We start from the raw sequence: 14,106 nt of genomic DNA, 5'->3' as shown, positions 1-14,106 counted from the left end.
CAATTACTTTACGCATTTGCGACACCGGTTTCTCCGTAAATTTCACTTCACCAACATAAGCAGGGATAACAGGAGCAGCTTTCTCTGCAGCCGGAGCTGAAGAAGGAGCTGTACCTGCCGATGCTGCAGCCGGTTTAAAGTTTTCAATATCTTTTTTAATGATCCTTCCTCCGTCAGCACTACCTGCAACTTGTGAAAGGTCAATTCCCTTTTCTTTAGCAATCCTTTTAGCCAAAGGAGAAGCTTTTACTCTTCCACCATCAGCTGTTACGGCTTCATTAGAAGCAGCAGGTGCCTCTGCTGCATTTGCTTTTTCAGCTACCGGTGCATCAGATTTTTGATCTGCTGCTACAGCCGGGGCAGCGCCCTGATTTAAAATACCACTAATATCTGTTCCTTCAGGACCAACAATAGCAATAATACCATTTACTTTAGCCGCCTGACCTTTTTCAACACCAATATGCAATAAAGTACCTTCAGCATACCCCATCACCTCCATAGTCGCCTTATCGGTTTCTACATCAGCCAGGATATCATCTTCTTTTACTTTGTCGCCTACTTTTTTATGCCATTCTGCGATAACGCCCTCTGTCATGGTATCACTCAGTAAAGGCATACGAACAACCGTTACGCCTTGTTTTGCAAGCTCTGCTTCAGATAATCCTGAAGAAGCTTTATTTTCTGCAGGTGCCGCAGGAGTTTCCTCTGCTTTAGTTTCTGCAACCGGAGCCGCTGCAGGAGAACCTGCACCTTCTGCTTCCAGGGCAGCTTTATAGTCTTCGCCTTCTTTACCAACCACAGCGATAACTGCGTCTACAGGAACGGCTTTACCCTCTTCTACACCAATGTACAGAACAGTTCCATCCCAGTAGGATTCTAAATCCATGGTCGCCTTATCGGTTTCCACTTCGGCCATTACATCGCCGCTCTTAACTTTATCTCCAACTTTTTTATGCCACTTTGCCATTACCCCTTCGGTCATGGTATCACTCATTTTGGGCATTCTAACTATTTCAGCCATTCTATAATATCAATGAAATCCGTTAAAAATTAATCTAGTACGTATGGATAGTCCTTTTGAACATAAATATCAGAATACAATTCTGATGCTTCTGGCCATGGAGACTCTTCTGCAAATTTCACAGAGTGATCTACAATTTGTTTTATCTTCTGCTCTATTTCCTCAATCCAGGCCTGGTCAGCATAGTTTTCTTTAAGAATAACGTCTTTAACCGATTCTATAGGATCTTTAGCTTTATATTCTTCTAATTCATCTTTAGTGCGATATTTAGCCGGATCAGACATGGAGTGACCTCTGTACCTGTAAGTTCTCATTTCCAGGAAGGTTGGCCCTTCACCAGATCTTGCGCGCTGAATAGCCTCGTCCATTGCATTGTGAACAGCAACCGGATCCATCCCGTCAACCGGAGCACATGGCATATCAAATCCTAAACCAATTTTGTAAATATCAGTCATATTTGTAGTACGCTCAACTGAAGTACCCATAGCGTAAAAATTGTTTTCGCAAACAAATACCACAGGAAGTTTCCAAAGCATTGCCATGTTGAATGCTTCGTTCAAAGCACCCTGACGAACTGCGCCGTCACCCATGTAGCAAATATTCACATTACTTGTGCCTTTATATTTTTCTGCAAAAGCAATACCTGCGCCCAAAGGAATCTGACCACCAACAATACCATGACCACCATAAAAATGGTGTTCTTTACTAAAAATGTGCATAGAGCCACCTTTTCCTTTTGAACAACCAGTAGCTTTACCATACATCTCTGCCATGATACTATCTGCACTTACGCCTAATGCTAGTGCATGAGCATGATCGCGATAAGTCGTAATCATTGAATCACCTTGTTTCATAGCAGAAATAGCTCCTGCTACAACAGCTTCCTGACCGATATATAAATGACAAAAACCACGGATTTTTTGTTGTCCGTAAAGTTGACCAGTTTTTTCTTCGAACTTGCGCATTAGCAACATCGACTCAAACCACTTCAAATAGGTATCTTTATTAATTTCTACTGCACTCATTTTGGGTGTTGATTTTTTTACGAGAGCAAATCTACTTTTTTATTGCAATATATCGAAGAAATCGAATGTAATTTCAACACTAAGGTTACACAAGCTGTATTTATTTTCCAACAAATACATCTTAATTTTTTTTATGTCAGCTTAACTTTCCACACTAAAAAAAACTTTTTGCACAAAAAATGTGGATAACTTTTAAATTTGTTTCGATGACATTTGGATAACATTTGTAAAAAGCATAGTTTTGACAACCTAACAATAAGCCCTGGTGGTGTACGTTTAAGTGTAAGTGCCTTTTACCCAAACTTAACAGTATAACATGATAAAAAAGTTTTTACTTTCATCTCTAATTGTTTTGTGCAGTATCACATTCGTATCCGCACAATCAAAGACAAAAGAAACTAACAAACTCGAGGATCCTGACAATTTAGCTTCACAATATTTCTCCCAGGTTATGGGTGTCGCTGTGGACGCAACCTCCAATATCAAACTCTATAAATTTATCTACGAATGGATCGGAACCCCTTACCGTTTTGGAGGGAATACAAAGAAAGGCATCGATTGTTCCGCGTTTACCAAAGCCATTTACGATAAAGTTTTCAACACTACGATCTTAAGAAACTCCAGAGATATATTCAGCATGGTCAACCCTCTTCCAAAGGATGAACTTCGGGAAGGTGATCTGGTTTTCTTTAAAATAAAAAGCAATAGCATTACCCATATCGGAATATATCTGGGTGATAACCGTTTTGCTCACGCATCTTCGTCAAGAGGGGTGGTGATCAGTAACCTGAATGAACCTTATTATTCCCGTTATTTTTACAAGGGCGGCAGAATACTGGATTCTGTTAAAAAGGATCTGATAGAAGAATAACAAGAATTAAACGAATACGGAATCCTCCTGAGCACTTAGGGGGATTTTTTATGAACTACCCCTATGAAAACATCCCGGTACGCTTTGATAAGCCTATTGATCTTTCCTGCCCTGATGAGTTGCCTTGGTAATAATGCTGCCGCAGAGCATACTTCAGTTGTTCAGGATACCTTGCCCAAAAAGACAATTAAAGATACCCTATCCATTACCGCAGTTGGCGATATCATGCTGGGCTCTGCCTATCCCAACAAACTGGGCCTTCCACCCGACGATGCAGTTAACAGTTTCCAACAAGTAAAGGAGGATCTGCATGGAGATGTTATTTTTGGAAACCTGGAAGGTTGTTTTTTAAATCAGGGAAAATCCACCAAGTGTAGTGACACCAGTGGAAACAGCTGCTTTGCATTTAGAATGCCTGAAAGGTATGCTGGTATTTACAAAGCTGCCGGTTTTAATCTCCTGAGCGTAGCGAACAACCATGTTGGCGATTTTGGTGCCGCAGGAAGAAAAAAAACAGCCGCGATCCTGGATTCTCTTCAGATTAACTATGCCGGGCTTACTTCACATCCATATGCTTTTTTTGAAAAGGACAGTGTAAAATATGCGTTCTGCGCATTTGCGCCTAATGAGAACACCGTCTCGATTAATAAAATAGACAGTGCCAAAGCACTGGTCGCCAGGTTAAAATCACAGGCAGATATTGTCATTGTCTCCTTTCATGGCGGTGGCGAAGGGGCTAAGTTTGAGCATGTACCCCGGAGAAACGAAATCTTTTATAAAGAGAACCGTGGAAATGTGTATGCTTTTGCCCATGCGGTAATTGATGCCGGTGCTGATGTTGTTTTAGGACAGGGACCTCATGTCACCCGCGCGGTCGAGGTGTACAAGAACAAATTCATTGCCTACAGTCTTGGCAACTTCTGTACCTATGGTATGTTCAGTTTAAAAGGTCCGAATGGCTTTGCTCCCTTATTGCAGTTAAAGATCAACGCAAAAGGTGATTTCCTTTACGCAGACGTTATTTCGGTGAAGCAAGACCGGATCAACCGCCTAACCAGGGACGAGAACGCTACAGCCTTCAAAAAAATGGCTGCGCTAACAGATGCAGATTTTCCTGGTCATGGCCTGCGTTTTGAAAACGGACAAATCCTGCTGAAATCGGATTTGGATAAGGTTCCTGTTCAATAAAAATTTCACCTGCTCTTTTCGCGCTACATATTCTCGCTGAAGGGCTCGAACACGTCAGGCGCTCTCCGAGCAGGTAAAATTTTTCTGGGAGCTGAGTCTATCCCGAGTATAGAGAAATACATCGACCAATTTCTGATTTTGCCGAAAAAACTAAAGCCATTTGCAATTACCGCGAAATCCGGTTAGGCGCCATACTGAAAAAAAGAAGGTGTAAGGGAGAAGGCCTTTTAAGGTTTGCGGGCTATTTCTGCCCGCCTAAGCTTAAGCAGCCTTCGAGCTTACCCTTCTTTTTTTCACACCAGAAAGACCAAAAAAAAACCCGGCTATTCAAAACAACCGGGCTTTTCAAAAAACAACAAATTCCTACCAGACACCTACACGATTTGCGGGCGCAACGTACATTTTTGCTGTTGCAGGAATATTAAATGCCTTATAGAATGGTTCCATGCTATACACAGGACCATTAACTCTGAACATTTCCGGCGAATGCGGATCTGTTTTTAAACGGACGCGCATAGATTCATCCCTGCTCTTAATCCGCCATACCTGAGCAAAGCTTAAGAAGAAACGCTGATCTGGTGTAAAACCATCTACCTTTTTATCGCTTTTACCCTGTGATGTTAATTTGAAAGCCTCATAAGCAATGGCTAAACCACCAATATCGGCCAGGTTTTCACCCAGGGTCAATTCACCATTTACATGTTGATTGTCCAATAAAGTAAAGCCGTTATACAAGTCTGTTACCTTTTTCGCCTTGTCCTTAAATTTAGTGGCATCACCAGCCGTCCACCAATCTTTCAGATTTCCGTCTTTATCATACTGTCTTCCCTGGTCATCAAAACCATGTGTCATTTCATGCCCGATTACCGCGCCAATGGCACCGTAATTAATGGCATCATCTGCTCCAAAATCAAAGAAAGGAAACTGAAGAATTCCGGCCGGGAAAACAATCTCATTGATGGAAGGATTGTAATAAGCATTCACCGTTGGCGGTGTCATTCCCCATTCTGTTTTATCCACGGGTTTGCCCAGCTTATTTATCATTTCTTTATAAACATGCTTATCCGCAGACTGAAGATTTGCGTAATAATTGCCTCTGGTAATCTCCACATCATCATACTTCTTCCATTTATCCGGATATCCGATCTTTTTGATGAAAGCCTGAAGCTTATCAACCGCTTTCTGTTTTGTTGCCGGGCTCATCCAATCCAGCTTTTCGATTCTGGATCTATAAACCTTTTGCAAATTGTCAACCAGTTCCAGCATCCTTTTTTTAGCTTCAGGTGTAAAATGCTCTTTTACATAAAGCTGGCCCAGCAATTCACCAATATTCCCATCTGTACTACTCACAATAGCTTTCCAACGCTCTTTTGGTTCCTTTAAACCTTGTATGGTCTTTCCGAAGAATTCAAACCTCGCCGTACGAAAATCCTTACTCAGGGCAGGCGTTGCGCTATTGATGGCATCAAATTTCAATTTCTCCTTCCACACCTCAATTGGCTGAGATTTCAATAAATTATTCAGTGCCTGGTAATATTTGGGCTGCCCAACCAGAATAGTATCTGTTTTGAGTTCCATTTTACCCAATAAAGCTTTCCAGTCCATATCCGGAGTGAGCTTCTGAAAATCCCCTACGTAATATTTATTGTAGTTTTTCTGAGGATCGCGCAGTTCAACTGGAGTAGAATGTGAATTGGCAATGCTGGTTTCGAGTTTAAGTACATTATCCGCATATTTAGCAGCTTCTTCCTTAGTCGATCCGGTAAGGACAAACAACTGTGTCATGTATTTTAAAAACTCTGCCCTGATTTTTTTGGTCTGTGCATCATTATTGAAGTAATAACTACGTTCTGGCAATGTAATACCAGACTGAGAAAAATTAACCGCATTTTTTGTACTGATCTTATCATCCGGCCCCACGTAAAATCCAAATAAATCGCCATTTCCGTCTTTGTAACCTTCTGCTACAAAATTAAGAACATCTTTATAATCCTTAAGGGCATCAATTTTAGCCAGCAGGGGCTTTAATGGCGTATAACTTAATTTCTCAATAGCAACAGTATCCATACCACTGGCGTAAAAATCGCCAACCTTTTGCTCCAGGCTACCCTTAGGGTGTTCTTCCTTGGAAGCATTGATCAGGATCTCGTCCAGGCTTTTAATGTTGTCATTATACAAGGTATAAAATGAGCCCCAGCCAGTCTCTGTTTTCGGAATCTGTGTCTTTTTCATCCACTGCCCGTTTGCATACAGGAAGAAATTGTCACCAGGGTTAACCGTAGTGTCCATTCCTGATTTATCAAAGAATTCTGTCCGGACCTCCTTGCCTGCCGAGCTGCCTTTGTCTTTGTTCTGACATGCAGCAAGCAGGGCGAGTCCCGCTAATGATAAACTTAGTTTTGTTTTCATATTTATAATCTTAGTTAATTTAAAGCACCGTTGCATTCAAAAGGTAATTATTCCACCCTTTCCAGCAAAGAATTCAGAAACCTGTTTGGTCTAATTTCAGAATAAACTTAAGAAAACAGGTACACAAATCAGAATATTTATCCCAGTTAAACAGTTAATTTCCTAACTTCAAGAAAAAAAACTATGGATTACTTTCTTTATACCATTCTGATTATTGCTCTCATTGTGGCCCTAAGTTCTTTCGTAACAGTTAGACAAGGGACCATTGCCGTTGTTACTGTATTTGGAAAATACAGACGCCAGCTCCGTCCAGGCCTGAATTTTAAATGGCCTCTGATCGAAATCATTCACTCCAGGATCTCTATACAGAACCGCTCAGTAGAACTCTCTTTCCAGGCCGTTACCCAAGACCAGGCAAATGTTTATTTTAAGGCCATGCTGCTTTATTCTGTCCTGGACCACGAAGAAGAAACCATTAAAAATGTCGCCTTTAAATTTGTGGATTCAACGAATTTAATGCAAGCCCTGATCCGTACGATTGAAGGCTCTATCCGTGCTTATGTGGCCACACAAAAGCAAGCAAATGTTTTGGCCCAGCGAAATGAGATCGTAGAACATGTAAAACAACAAATCGATAAAGTTTTAGAATCCTGGGGTTATCACCTGCAGGATCTGCAACTCAACGACATTACCTTCGATGAGGAAATCATGAGGTCGATGAGCAGGGTTGTGGCCTCCAATAACCTGAAAGCAGCAGCAGAAAATGAAGGACAAGCACTTTTAATTACCAAGACAAAGGGCGCAGAAGCCGATGGTAACGCGATAAAAATCGCAGCAGCAGCAGAAAGAGAAGCCGCTCAGCTTCGCGGACAAGGTATCGCTTTGTTCAGGGCTGAAGTTGCACACGGTATGACTAAAGCCGCTCAGGAAATGGAGCAGGCTAATCTGGACATCTCCGTTATCCTGTTCACCATGTGGACAGAGTCCATTAAGCATTTTGCAGAGAACAGCCAGGGAAACACCATCTTTCTTGACGGATCTACAGATGCGATGAACAAAACCATGAAAGAACTGATGTCGGTTCAAATGCAGAAACTTTCTGACAAAAAATAACACCTCATTTAATACAAAAAGGGCTCTTAAAATTTAAGAGCCCTTTCTATTTCTAATTTAGAATACTATTTATTCATCTGCATCAAATCTGCCATTACTTTAAGGCTTTCATTCTCTACAAAATCAAAACTGTCTTCCTTAGTAATTTTATCTCCCTTCTTAATTGGAGGTAAGCCTCTCGATGCCCTGAGTTCATTGGTTTTAGCCAATGCCTTTGCTTCAAGACTATCGCGCTCTGCTTTTAATTTATTTTCATTAAGGGTTACAGAAACCTCAGTATCTCTTTTCTTCATATCCGCAATATCCTGCTGAAGAACCTTATAGTCCAGTGAATTGGCCATACGCTGCTCATGCTGTTTAACCAAAACCGGTCTTACTGCCGAAAGATCCTGAACGGCCGTGAAATTAGAGCGGTTAACCACATCCCATGGCAGAGCAGAAGGCTCTGTATCCTCTCCAATCTTATCCATTGGATATACAGAAGGGAAAATGATGTCAGGCATTACACCTTTATGTTGTGTACTGCTTCCTGTAACCCGGTAAAACTTGGCCATGGTCAGGTTGATCTGTCCTAACTGAGGCGGCGTAGAACCTGTACCCGCAGCACCAACAGAACCCTCTTTACTAATCAGAGCAGCTAATCTTTGCAAAATAGATGGATTGACCAATTTATTCAGGTCAATGGATGACTGTACCGTACCTTTACCGTAGGTCTGTGTACCCATGATGATACCGCGACCATAATCCTGGATTGCTCCGGAAAAGATTTCCGATGCAGAAGCACTCAATCTATCCACCATTACACCAAACGGACCATCCCAGGCCACAGCCGGATTGGTGGACTCGTTGACATCAACTTTACCTCTTAGATCTTTAACCTGTACGACAGGGCCCTTTCCAATGAACAAGCCAGTCAGGTCAATGGCCTCCAGTAAGGAGCCACCGCCATTTGCTCTCAGGTCCATTACAATGGCATCCACCTTGTCTTTATTTTTTAAAGTATCAATCAGCAACTTCACATCACGTGTCGTACTCTTATAATTCGGGTCTCCTGCATTCGCAGCTTTAAAGTCAGCATAAAATGCCGGTACTTTAATAATTCCAATTTTATAAGTCTTACCATTGGATTCAATGGTTTTAACCTGTTTTTTAGCAGACTGGTCTTCCAGAATAATTTTCTCTCTGACCAGTTCAATGATCACAGGTTTAGAAGACAACTCATGTCCGGAAGGAATAATTTTTAGTCTCACCTTGGTCCCTTTAGGTCCCTTTATTTTAGAAACCGAATTTTCGATTCTCCATCCAATGATGTCTTCAAACTCACCGCCCGCCTGAGCCACGCCAATGATTTTATCTCCCGCACTGAGCAACTTGCTTTTAAAAGCAGGTCCACCCGGAATAATCTCATCAATTTTAAGCACTTCATTTTCCAGTTTCAGCCGCGCTCCGATACCTTCAAATGAGCGTGCCATTTCTTCATTAAAGGCCTGTGCATTAGAAGGGTTAAAATAATTTGTATGTGGATCAATCGTCTCCGTAAAAGCATCCATGATGGTCTGGAACACATCCTGGTTATTAATTTTTGAGATCTGGGATTTTAAATTCTGGTATCTTTTGGTTAGAGTCTCCGCATTTTTTGCCTCTGTTGTACCGGCAATCTGCAAGTTCACCAGCTCATATTTAACTCTTTTTTTCCAGATATCATTTAACGCTGCTGTAGACGCAGGCCAAGGCATTTTTTCCCGGTCATATACATAGGTATCGTTCTCGTTAAAATCATACTTTCCTTTTACCTGTGCAAGTGAATAGTTGATCCATTCATTATACCGCTTCAAGTATACATTAAAGATATAAAAAGGAGCACTCAGGTCCCCGTTTCTGAAATCATCATCCAGCGTATTTCTGTATTGCTCAAAGTTTTTAATATCTGAAGCCAGAAAATAGTTTCTCGAACCATCCAAAGCCTTTATATATTTATCCAGGATGAGAGATGAAATAGAATCGTTCAGCTTAATTTTTTTATAGTTATAGTTTTCAATCAGCGCCACCACTTCCTTGCAAACCAGCCCCTGCTGTTCAGCCGGCGTGATGTTAGGCGTCCCATCCACCCGCGGCTGTTGTCTCGGTGCCGCCTGACAGGCCAGCACAGCAGCAGTGAAGGTCACCATTAATATTCTTTTCAACATCTCTTTAAATAATTTAAAATCCATTTTGTAAATCAACAACCAATATGATACCAATTTCTGAAATAAACAAAAAAGAGACAGTAATAATACTGTCTCTTTTTTGTAAACTTAAAAAAACTTATTTAATTCTCCTTATTTCCTTAGAATTAACCTTTTCAGAGATCAAATTCTTTGTGCTTTTAATTTGTGCGTTAAACTGGTTAACCTTTACCGAACGTGCAAATAATTCTGCCTTGACTATATCCTTCGAGGCCAGCTTATATTCCTTCTTTTTAACCTTTACAAGGGCTATTCCAAGCATTGAATCAATATAAGAAGGATTGTTGTTCAGTTGCCGGGCCAGCATTCCCTGCTGGGTATAGAACCATAAAGACTGGGTTAGTTTATTCGCAGCAAAATAAATTTTACCAAGCTGGTTATAAGAATCCATTTGCCCTTTTCTATTTCCAATCCTACTGTAATTTTTCAGTGCAACATTAAGCACAACCTGTTCTGCCTCCGAATAATGTTCCATGATGAGGTGAATATTACTCAATCTCAGCAAAGCTGATCCGTAAGCAACAAATTCTCTGGCATTGTTGTATTCAAATGCGGCTTTACCAAATAAAGTAAGGGCTTCATTGAACTCCCCTTTTTTCTCATTTTTCTCCGCCTCGGCAAAATAATTATCTCCGTCTTCTTCATCAGACTTGGAAACCGCGATGTTAATTGCACCTCCACCCGGAACCTGATCTGGTGCCAGCAGCGTACTGGTTTGTGCTATCGCACAGGAAGCTGTAAGCAAAAAGAATAAGGACAGGACATATCTATACATTTTGCAAAGATATCATTTTTTAGTTAAACACCTGTAAATTAACATCAAATGACGCCCAAACCATATAAGGATGAGAATCCTGATGATAAACCTCTCCGGTTGAAGTGATACCAATAATCCCTGCAAAACCATCAAATTCATTTAATTCTGAAAAAGATTTCTCCGTAGCAGATTCCAAAGAGAACCCATCGGTTACCCGGGTTACAATTTTGGAGGCCAGGGAGGCGCTTACAATATCTTCACCAACCCCTGTACATGAAATTCCGGCATGTTGATTGGCAAAATTGCCGGCAACTGTTGCAGAATCACTGACCCTGCATGGAATTTCAAAACCCTTTCCTCCTGTAGAGGTTGCTGCTGCCAGATTTCCATACCGATCCAACGCTACACACCCAACCGTTCCTTTTCTGCCCTGTTCGTTTCGCTTTGCCTCATATTCAGCTCTGCGCTGTTCTGTAGCCGGATCAAAATAGTCGAATCCATTTTTCCTGGCAAAGTCAAGAGCTCCTTCACCACTCAATACCCGGTCATCCTCATCCAGCAATTTTGCAGAAATCTGTACCGGATGCTCCACATCTTCTATGTTAATCACACCACTAAACCGTTGTGTCTTTCCGTCCATAACAGAAGCACTCAATCTGACTTTTCCATCACTTTGGATTTGAGATCCAAGACCTGCATTAAAAAGAGGATCACTTTCTAACAGACTTACCGCAAAGACGACCGTTTCCAGTGCCGTGTGTTCCTGCAAAAATTTATAGGATTTTGTCACAATGGCAGACAATGCCTCCTGCTTGGCCTTTTTTGTCTCCTGGTTTGTAGCCGATTCGCTAAAAAAACCGCCATGTATAATAATCTTCATTATTGAGCTGCGACAGTTTTAGGATGATGGATCGTCAGCGCATGGGTACTGAGGTCATAAACGTCCCCATCACACATCACATGTACGACCATATTATTAATAGATACAGGCTGTCCCATTTCTACATCTGTCAGATTGGTGTCGGTCATATGCCTTCCATCAACCAGGATCACCATACCCGAACCAATAGCTTCCATGGTATGCCCTTCAGAGATGTAAAGTCCGGTATCTTCGCCCAGGCCAATACCAAGGATACCCGGATTACTGGCAGCAGCATACAATAGCCTGCCGATCCTTCCTCTTTGTACAAAATGCGTGTCTACAATGACCCCATCTATAAATCCCAGGCCTCCGGTAATCTTCACTTCTCCCTTTAAAAGCGCATCTTTGCTGCTGCCCTGATAAATCATATTCTTTGAACTCGCAGCCGCTCCGGCAGATGTTCCCGCAATAACTATTGCTTCGTTCTGGTATTTATCCAGCAAAATATCATGAAAACTTGTTCCTCCAAAAATGGAAGACAAACGCAATTGATCCCCACCTGTAAAAATCACTGCATCAGCCGCCTTAATACGCGCACAGTTTCCTGCATCATTGGCCTGTTCACGGTTGCTGATATTGAGTACTCCAACATTGTGAACATCCAATTGGCCAAAGGCTTTTATATATTCTTCTCCAACTTTCTCAGGAATCAGAGACGCAGTCGTTATAATTTCAAATCTCGATTCTGTATTTTTTGAAGACTCTGTCGTAATTCGCTTTAATATACCCCGCTCAAAAAAATTCATATTCTGAGGCAGGCCAAATTCTGTTTCTGTAAAACTGCCCGTATTTATTGCGCCACCAATAATTATTAACTTCCCTTTTGGAGCCATTTTTTCCTTTTAAGTCCCTATTGTTCCAAATATATACCCATTCGGGAAATAATTAAGTTTTTTTTATCAAAAAGCTTCCTTTATTTCCTTTTCAACAGCTAAAAGAAATTCGAATATTTTATTAATTTTATAGACGATAACGGTCGCTCATTTTAAAGCCTTATCCATCCCACACGCATAAAATGTAGAACAGATACATCCTTTAATCAAATCTACTGAATAGAAAAATTAAACTTACGTACAGATGAAACCTCATCGGCAAAACATTCAAAACAAGAATTAATTGCTCCTGACCGCTTCATCACCATTAAACAAAAAATTATAAAATAGATGAAAATACTAGGCATTCAAGTGCTGAGAGGACCAAATATCTGGTCAATTAACAGAAAGAAACTCATTCAAATGCGCCTGGACCTGGAAGATCTGGAACAAAGGCCAACCAATCTTATCGAAGGATTTGAAGAGCGCATTGTCAAACTCATCCCCAGCATGTTCAGCCATCGCTGCTCCAAGGGACATGAGGGTGGCTTTTTCGAGCGCGTTAAGGAAGGAACCTGGATGGGCCACGTAATAGAACATATCGCATTGGAAATCCAGACACTGGCTGGGATGGATACAGGTTATGGCAGAACCAGGCAAACCAAGGTAGAAGGCATTTATAATGTCGTTTTTAGTTACCTGGAAGAAAAAGCGGGTATTTATGCTGCTGAAGCTTCCGTACAGATTGCCGAAGCGCTGATCAACAACCATGAATGTGATCTGGAAGCCCATATCCAAAAATTGAGGGAACTTAGAGAACTCGAAAGACTAGGGCCCAGCACAGGTTCTATAGTCGATGAAGCCATATCCAGAGATATCCCCTGGATCAGACTGAATAAAAGCTCTCTGGTACAGCTGGGCTATGGAAAGAACCAGGTCCGCTTCAGGGCAACCATGACAGAGAAAACCAATAGTATTGCGGTAGATATTGCCTGTAATAAGGATGAAACCAAGAGACTTTTACAGGATGCTGCCATTCCTGTGGCCAAAGGGGTAACCATTTCTGATCCGGATGACCTGGAAGATGCTATTAAAAAAGTAGGCTTCCCGCTTGTTTTTAAACCCCTGGATGGTAACCATGGCAAGGGCGCGACCATCAATGTAAAGACGGAAGCTGCTGCAAAAGAGGCCTTCGAATACGCCAAAAACTATTCACGTAAGGTTATTATTGAGCGCTTTATTACGGGTTATGATTTCAGGATCCTGGTCATTGACCACCAAATGGTTGCTGCAGCCCTTCGTGTTCCTGCCCATGTAACCGGTAACGGACAGTTAACCGTGCAGCAATTGATCGATAAGGAAAATGAAGATCCAAGAAGAGGTTATGGCCATGAAAATGTACTCACTGAAATTATTGTTGACCGGGATACCCTGGATCTGCTTGCTAAAAAAGAATATACCCTGGAAACTGTTGTTCCGAATGGAGAAATCGTTTACCTGAAATCTACCGCTAACTTAAGTACCGGCGGAACCTCCATCGACGTTACCGATCTGGTCCATCCGCAGAATATATTTATCAGTGAACGCATTTCACGCATCATCGGATTAGACATTTGCGGAATAGATGTGATGGCTCAGAACCTTACACAACCACTAACAGAAAACGGGGGGGTGATTCTCGAAGTCAATGCTGCGCCCGGTTTCAGAATGCATCTTGCTCCAAGCGAAGGGCTTCCAAGGAATGTTGCTGCGCCGGTTATTGA

11 protein-coding genes are annotated in these 14,106 nt (G+C 41.6%); 4 read left to right on the top strand and 7 right to left on the bottom strand.

The window, feature by feature from the left end; translation table 11 throughout:
* A partial coding sequence (locus tag VNZ46_RS14480) for a biotin/lipoyl-containing protein (protein ID WP_325560795.1) occupies positions 1 to 1,021 on the bottom strand: 1,021 nt, incomplete at its 3' end.
* A gap of 29 nt (positions 1,022 to 1,050) precedes the next feature.
* Entirely contained in the window at positions 1,051 to 2,046 is a 996-nt protein-coding gene (pdhA, locus tag VNZ46_RS14475) for a pyruvate dehydrogenase (acetyl-transferring) E1 component subunit alpha (RefSeq protein WP_325560794.1), read from the bottom strand.
* Between the two features lie 316 nt (positions 2,047 to 2,362).
* Between pdhA and VNZ46_RS14470 the strand changes: the two genes are divergently transcribed.
* Positions 2,363 to 2,917, top strand: coding sequence for a C40 family peptidase (locus tag VNZ46_RS14470; protein ID WP_199076866.1), 555 nt, complete (start codon positions 2,363 to 2,365; stop codon positions 2,915 to 2,917).
* 63 nt (positions 2,918 to 2,980) lie between these two features.
* Positions 2,981 to 4,105 (top strand): CapA family protein, encoded by a 1,125-nt coding sequence (locus VNZ46_RS14465; protein ID WP_325560793.1) that lies wholly within the window; start codon positions 2,981 to 2,983, stop codon positions 4,103 to 4,105.
* A gap of 363 nt (positions 4,106 to 4,468) precedes the next feature.
* Here the strand turns inward: VNZ46_RS14465 and VNZ46_RS14460 are convergent, their stop codons facing one another.
* Positions 4,469 to 6,514: a M13 family metallopeptidase gene (locus tag VNZ46_RS14460; protein WP_325560792.1), complete on the bottom strand. Its 2,046-nt coding sequence runs from the start codon at positions 6,512 to 6,514 to the stop codon at positions 4,469 to 4,471.
* A gap of 183 nt (positions 6,515 to 6,697) precedes the next feature.
* Between VNZ46_RS14460 and VNZ46_RS14455 the strand changes: the two genes are divergently transcribed.
* On the top strand, positions 6,698 to 7,627 hold the full coding sequence (locus tag VNZ46_RS14455; RefSeq protein WP_133783741.1) for an SPFH domain-containing protein: 930 nt from the start codon (positions 6,698 to 6,700) through the stop codon (positions 7,625 to 7,627).
* A gap of 65 nt (positions 7,628 to 7,692) precedes the next feature.
* Here VNZ46_RS14455 and VNZ46_RS14450 read toward each other — a convergent pair whose 3' ends face one another.
* The 4 genes from VNZ46_RS14450 to VNZ46_RS14435 all read right to left on the bottom strand — a co-directional run bounded on the left by VNZ46_RS14450 (position 7,693) and on the right by VNZ46_RS14435 (position 12,364).
* On the bottom strand, positions 7,693 to 9,837 hold the full coding sequence (locus tag VNZ46_RS14450; RefSeq protein ID WP_325560791.1) for a carboxy terminal-processing peptidase: 2,145 nt from the start codon (positions 9,835 to 9,837) through the stop codon (positions 7,693 to 7,695).
* A 94-nt stretch (positions 9,838 to 9,931) separates the two neighbouring features.
* The gene (locus tag VNZ46_RS14445; protein ID WP_325560790.1) at positions 9,932 to 10,627 is read right to left on the bottom strand and encodes a hypothetical protein; all 696 of its coding nucleotides are present in this window, start codon (positions 10,625 to 10,627) and stop codon (positions 9,932 to 9,934) included.
* Between the two features lie 19 nt (positions 10,628 to 10,646).
* Complete coding sequence (locus VNZ46_RS14440) at positions 10,647 to 11,489, bottom strand: isoaspartyl peptidase/L-asparaginase (RefSeq protein WP_325560789.1); 843 nt, start codon at positions 11,487 to 11,489, stop codon at positions 10,647 to 10,649.
* Positions 11,489 to 12,364, bottom strand: coding sequence for a cyanophycinase (locus VNZ46_RS14435; RefSeq protein WP_325560788.1), 876 nt, complete (start codon positions 12,362 to 12,364; stop codon positions 11,489 to 11,491). The genes VNZ46_RS14440 and VNZ46_RS14435 overlap by 1 nt, the downstream gene beginning before the upstream one ends.
* 330 nt (positions 12,365 to 12,694) lie before the next feature.
* On the opposite strand from VNZ46_RS14435, the gene VNZ46_RS14430 reads away from it, so the two are divergent.
* Positions 12,695 to 14,106, top strand: a 1,412-nt coding sequence (locus tag VNZ46_RS14430) for a cyanophycin synthetase family protein (protein WP_325560787.1), incomplete at its 3' end; no start/stop codon positions are given.

The organism is Pedobacter sp., from assembly GCF_035566355.1.
Lineage (GTDB): Bacteria > Bacteroidota > Bacteroidia > Sphingobacteriales > Sphingobacteriaceae > Pedobacter.
Note: the sequence above shows the minus strand (reverse complement) of the source record. Positions and strands in the feature narration are given on the sequence as shown.

What these genes read in the sequence shown, in the direction of transcription:
- pdhA (WP_325560794.1), bottom strand. Translation starts at nt 2,046, where the DNA reads ATGAGTGCAGTAGAAATTAATAAAGATACCTATTTGAAGTGGTTTGAG.
- VNZ46_RS14470 (WP_199076866.1), top strand. Translation starts at nt 2,363, where the DNA reads ATGATAAAAAAGTTTTTACTTTCATCTCTAATTGTTTTGTGCAGTATC.
- VNZ46_RS14465 (WP_325560793.1), top strand. Translation starts at nt 2,981, where the DNA reads ATGAAAACATCCCGGTACGCTTTGATAAGCCTATTGATCTTTCCTGCC.
- VNZ46_RS14460 (WP_325560792.1), bottom strand. Translation starts at nt 6,514, where the DNA reads ATGAAAACAAAACTAAGTTTATCATTAGCGGGACTCGCCCTGCTTGCT.
- VNZ46_RS14455 (WP_133783741.1), top strand. Translation starts at nt 6,698, where the DNA reads ATGGATTACTTTCTTTATACCATTCTGATTATTGCTCTCATTGTGGCC.
- VNZ46_RS14450 (WP_325560791.1), bottom strand. Translation starts at nt 9,837, where the DNA reads ATGGATTTTAAATTATTTAAAGAGATGTTGAAAAGAATATTAATGGTG.
- VNZ46_RS14445 (WP_325560790.1), bottom strand. Translation starts at nt 10,627, where the DNA reads ATGTATAGATATGTCCTGTCCTTATTCTTTTTGCTTACAGCTTCCTGT.
- VNZ46_RS14440 (WP_325560789.1), bottom strand. Translation starts at nt 11,489, where the DNA reads ATGAAGATTATTATACATGGCGGTTTTTTTAGCGAATCGGCTACAAAC.
- VNZ46_RS14435 (WP_325560788.1), bottom strand. Translation starts at nt 12,364, where the DNA reads ATGGCTCCAAAAGGGAAGTTAATAATTATTGGTGGCGCAATAAATACG.